Here is a 2,255-nt window from a genome sequence, read left to right on the forward strand (position 1 = left end):
CGGCTGCACTCTCGGCTGGGCTACCGCCCACCGGCCGAGGCGGAGGCCGCCCACTACGCTGACCTCAACGCCTCCATCCCGGAGTCGTGCCCCACATGAAGACGGCATCAAAGCCGTGACGCTTCACCCTGACGGCTGAGCAGTTCCGCTACAGCTTCGGCAACGCCGTGAGCCAGGAGGAATCCGACGCGCTGCACGCGCAGTGGACCATCCCCGGGCCGGGGCGGCCCCTCTTCGAGGACGCCACCGCGAACTTCACCCGCCACTCCCCCGCCACTGTCGACCACGACGCCGTCCGCGGACCGCTGCTGCTCATCTCGGGCACCGAAGACCACACGGTGCCTCGATCAGTCACCGAGGCGGTGCTGAAGCTGTACGCCGGCAACCCCTCCATCACCGACTACCAGGTCATCGAAGAACGGGGACACTCCCTGACCATCGACTCCGGCTGGCACGACGTCGCCGCGATCACCCTGGACTGGATCGCCGGACACGAGGCCTCTCTCACCGCTTCCAGCCTCAGCCCCGCGGTCAGCGCCACCGCGCCTGCGCCCGCGCCCGCGCACCAGAACGCACCCACGGCTTGAACCTCGATGCACATCACCAACGCCTGCGGCCAGTAGTCCGCGAGCGCTGACCGATAGGACGAGGTGAGGAGAACAGGAGGACCAACTCGGCGGCCTACGCGCGGGCCCGGGACGCTCTCATGCCGCGGGCACGGGTGCCAGGCCTTGCCCGCGGCCCACTGCGCAGACCGCCGGGAACGGTGCACCTCGTTGTTGATCGTGAAGCCCGTGCGCCCGCAGGACCCGGCGGCATCATGGGTGATCAGGGTGTAGTGCCGAGTCTGACCCGCTTGCATGACGAAACCGTGTGCGTGAGCCTTGCGGATCTGGTAGCTGGCGAGAACGTTGCCGAAGGCCAGCGTGATGGCCCCGGACTCATCGCCGTTGGAGCGGGCGTCGACGTGGGCCTCGGCCCGGGCGCGACGTGAGGGCGAGCAGGTCGTGGGAACGCTCGACCAGGAATCGCTCATCGAGCCGTTCGCGGCCGCCGAGGTGATCCCCCAGTCCCCGAGGTCCCTAAGGTTGGAGCTTGACCCAGTCTTCTGGACAGGTGGATCAGACGGCGGAGTCGGGTTCGGCCGGGACGTGCGGCGGGATCCGCTGCGGGCCGGCTTCAGCGGGGCGGGGACGGACTTGGCGGTGCAGGCGCACCGCGATCACCGCGACATCGTCTTCGGGCTGGGCCGGCAGCATCCGGAACAGCAGGTCATCGACAAGTCTGTCCAGGTCCCCGCCGCCGGCGGCCAGCTCCGCCAGAACGCTCTGCAGCTTCTCCAGCCCCTGCGCCAGGGACTGGTCGCGGCGCTCGACGAGGCCGTCGGTGTAGAGGAGGACGGTGGCCCCGCGATCCAGGACGACTTCGGAGTCCTTGCGTGGGGTTCCGGGGAGCACCCCCAGCAGCAGGTCGCTGTGCAGCCCCAGCAGCGGGACCACGCTGGCGTCGGGGTGGATGACCATCGCCGGGGGGTGCCCGGCGTTGGACCACCGCAGCCGGGTCACCCCCTGCTCACGCTCATCCAGGGTCTGCTCCAGGCGGGCGGCAATGGCGGTGGCGGTGGTCTCGACCTGCAGGTTGGCCATCGCCTGGTCGGCGTTGGTCAGGATCCGGGCGGGGGACTCATCCCCCAGGGCACCCATGGAGCGCACGATGGTGCGGACCTGGCTCATGGCCGCTGCGGCCTGGGTGTCGTGGCCGATGACGTCACCGATGACCAGCACCGTGGCACCGTTCGGCTGCATGAACGCGTCGTACCAGTCCCCGCCCACCTGGGCGGCCTCGGCGGCGGGGGTGTAGCGCACCACGATCTGCCCGTGGTCCGGCTCGGGGGGTTCGGACAGCAGGGAGCGTTGCAGGGCGGCGGCCAGGTCGCGCTGCTGGCGGTACAGACGCGCGGCGTCCAGCGCCAGACCGGCGCGGTCGGCGACCTCGGCGGCCGTGGCCAGTTCCTGCGCGGTGAGCGGGGCGCGGTCGGGGCCAGTGAACAGGGTCATCAGCCCCACGGTGCGTCCGCGTCCGCGCAGCGGCAGGATCGCCGCCGAGCTGGGGGCCAACTGGGCCAGGATGGTGACATCCAGACGAGAGAGCTCGGTCCTGACTGCGACATGTCACACACGGGCCGACCTCGGACAACAGTGAATGATCGTGGATAACCGACCACCGCATCCTCTGCATCATGGCCGTCGACCGAG

General features: G+C 70.1%; 2 protein-coding genes. One reads left to right on the forward strand and one right to left on the reverse strand.

All coding sequences use genetic code 11. The features are described from left to right. Nucleotides 1-167: 167 nt before the first annotated feature. Complete coding sequence (locus GTR00_RS19255; RefSeq protein ID WP_205706216.1) at nucleotides 168-587, forward strand: alpha/beta fold hydrolase; 420 nt, start codon at nucleotides 168-170, stop codon at nucleotides 585-587. Between the two features lie 534 nt (nucleotides 588-1,121). Here GTR00_RS19255 and GTR00_RS19260 read toward each other — a convergent pair. Beyond that, on the reverse strand, nucleotides 1,122-2,057 hold the full coding sequence (locus GTR00_RS19260; protein WP_240900646.1) for a PP2C family protein-serine/threonine phosphatase: 936 nt from the start codon (nucleotides 2,055-2,057) through the stop codon (nucleotides 1,122-1,124). Between the last annotated feature and the right edge of the window lie 198 nt (nucleotides 2,058-2,255).

The organism is Kineococcus indalonis (assembly GCF_009906395.1).
GTDB lineage: Bacteria > Actinomycetota > Actinomycetes > Actinomycetales > Kineococcaceae > Kineococcus > Kineococcus indalonis.